The sequence below is a fragment of the Rapidithrix thailandica genome, from assembly GCF_039710355.1.
Taxonomy (GTDB): Bacteria; Bacteroidota; Bacteroidia; order Cytophagales; family Flammeovirgaceae; genus Rapidithrix; species Rapidithrix thailandica.
In genome coordinates, this window is record NZ_JBDKWZ010000038.1 from 2501 (window position 1) to 5289 (window position 2789).

The 2789-nt window shown below is 51.0% G+C and carries 2 rRNA genes (1 of these 2 cut by a window edge); both read left to right on the plus strand.

From position 1 onward, the window contains the following. Positions 1-2560, plus strand: a 23S ribosomal RNA gene (locus tag AAG747_RS29105) (it extends 312 nt beyond the left edge of the window). A 70-nt stretch (positions 2561-2630) separates the two neighbouring features. Then, positions 2631-2742, plus strand: a 5S ribosomal RNA gene (gene rrf / locus AAG747_RS29110). The last annotated feature ends 47 nt before the right edge of the window (positions 2743-2789 follow it).

Consider the following 2789-nt stretch of genomic DNA (forward strand, 5'->3'; position numbering starts at 1 on the left):
GGAATGACTTGGAAACGTCACCCATAGAAGGTGAAAGGCCTGTACAAGTAAAGAGCTAATGTTTAGTAGTATCCTGAGTAGGGGGGAGCCGGTGAAACTCCCTCTGAATCTGCCGGCACCATCCGGTAAGGCTAAATACTCCTGAGAGACCGATAGTGAACCAGTACCGTGAGGGAAAGGTGAAAAGTACTCCGAATAGGAGGGTGAAATAGACCCTGAAACTGTGCGCCTACAAGCGGTCGGAGCCCTTATTAGGGTGACGGCGTGCCTTTTGCATAATGAGCCTACGAGTTACTCCTCTTTGGCAAGGTTAAGGCCTTCAGGGCCGGATCCGTAGCGAAAGCGAGTCTGAATAGGGCGCTTTAGTCAAAGGGGGTAGACGCGAAACCAAGTGATCTACCCATGGCCAGGTTGAAGTGTGGGTAACACCACATGGAGGACCGAACCAGTACACGTTGAAAAGTGTTTGGATGAGCTGTGGGTAGGGGTGAAAGGCCAATCAAACTTGGAAATAGCTCGTACTCCCCGAAATGTTTTTAGGAACAGCCTCGGGCTTGAGTTTACCGGAGGTAGAGCTACCAATAGGACTAGGGGGTGTCACAACCTACCGAATCCTGATGAACTCCGAATGCCGGTAAATATGCCCGGGAGTGAGGGTTGGGGTGCTAAGGTCCCAATCCGAGAGGGAAACAACCCAGACCATCAGCTAAGGCCCCAAAATCTACGCTAAGTTGAACAAAGGGGGTCCAGTCACAGAGACAGCCAGGATGTTGGCTTGGAAGCAGCCATTCATTTAAAGAGTGCGTAACAGCTCACTGGTCGAGTGACAGGGCATCGATAATAATCGGGCATAAGCGTAGTGCCGAAGCTATGGGATTGCAAAATCGGTAGGGGAGCATTCCGGTTGCGCCGAAGACGGACTGCGAGGTCTGTTGGAGCGGCCGGAAAAGCAAATGTAGGCATAAGTAACGATAAGGCGGGTGAGAAACCCGCCCACCGATAGACTAAGGTTTCCTGAACAACGCTAATCGGTTCAGGGTTAGTCGGGTCCTAAGGTGTAGCCGAAGGGCGAAGCCGATGGGTAACAGGTTAATATTCCTGTACTAGTTATAAATTCGATGGGGTGACGGAGTATTGACAAGTCTGCGTGCTGACGGAAACGCACGTTGAATCCCGTAGGAATGGGCTGTGTAGTTAAATGCGCACGGCTCTCTGAACGGAGACAGTACTACAAAGCTTCGGTGGCGTAGATAATGGCTGTAAAGGCTTCCAAGAAAACCCTCTAAGGTTCGTTTATAACTATCCGTACCGTAAACCGACACAGGTAGTCAAGGAGAGAATCCTAAGGTGCTCGAGTGATTCATGGCTAAGGAACTAGGCAAAATGGTCCTGTAACTTCGGGAGAAAGGACGCCTCCTCTGGCAACAGAGAGGCCGCAGTGAAAAGGCCCAGGCGACTGTTTAACAAAAACACATGGCTTTGCGAAATCGAAAGATGCAGTATAAGGCCTGACACCTGCCCGGTGCTGGAAGGTTAAGGGGGGATGTTAGACTCCGGTCGAAGCATTGAACCGAAGCCCCAGTAAACGGCGGCCGTAACTATAACGGTCCTAAGGTAGCGAAATTCCTTGTCGGGTAAGTTCCGACCTGCACGAATGGTGTAACGATCTGGGCACTGTCTCAGCCATGAGCTCGGTGAAATTGTAGTATCGGTGAAGATGCCGATTACCCGCAACGGGACGGAAAGACCCCATGAACCTTTACTACAGCTTAACATTGGCATTGGGCAAGTGATGTGTAGGATAGGCGGGAGACTGTGAAGCGGTGTCGCTAGGCATCGTGGAGTCACTGTTGAAATACCGCCCTTTGCTTGTCTGATGTCTAACCCCTTGACGGGGGACATTGTTTGGTGGGTAGTTTGACTGGGGTGGTCGCCTCCAAAAGAGTAACGGAGGCTTTCAAAGGTACCCTCAGTACGGTTGGTAATCGTACGCAGAGTGCAATAGCATAAGGGTGCTTGACTGTGAGGCTAACAAGCCGACCAGGTAGGAAACTAGGATATAGTGATCCGGTGGTACCGCATGGAAGGGCCATCGCTCAAAGGATAAAAGGTACTCTGGGGATAACAGGCTGATCTCCCCCAAGAGCTCACATCGACGGGGAGGTTTGGCACCTCGATGTCGGCTCGTCACGTCCTGGGGCTGGAGAAGGTCCCAAGGGTTGGGCTGTTCGCCCATTAAAGTGGCACGCGAGCTGGGTTCAGAACGTCGTGAGACAGTTCGGTCCCTATCTGTTGTGGGCGTAAGAAGCTTGAGAGGATCTGACCTTAGTACGAGAGGACCGGGTTGGACGAACCGCTGGTGTACCAGTTGTGGAGCCTATCTGCACCGCTGGGTAGCTACGTTCGGAAGGGATAAGCACTGAAAGCATCTAAGTGCGAAACCCACCTCGAGATGAGGCTTCTTTTAAGGGTCGTCAGAGATGATGACGTAGATAGGCTGCAGGTGTAAAGTCAGAGATGGCATAGCCGAGCAGTACTAATTACCCGTAAACTTCCGCGCTCCAAGACCTTCAATTTACGCTTCTCAGATTCCTTACAGTGTGTTAAATATACAACTTGATGAAAATCTTCATGGCGATGATAGCACAGGTGAACACCTCTTCCCATTCCGAACAGAGAAGTTAAGCCCTGTCGCGCTGATGGTACTGCCGTAACAGGTGGGAGAGTAAGTCATCGCCAGTCTTGTCTTTTTTTACAGCAGCCTATCTCAAGATAGGCTGCTTTTTTTT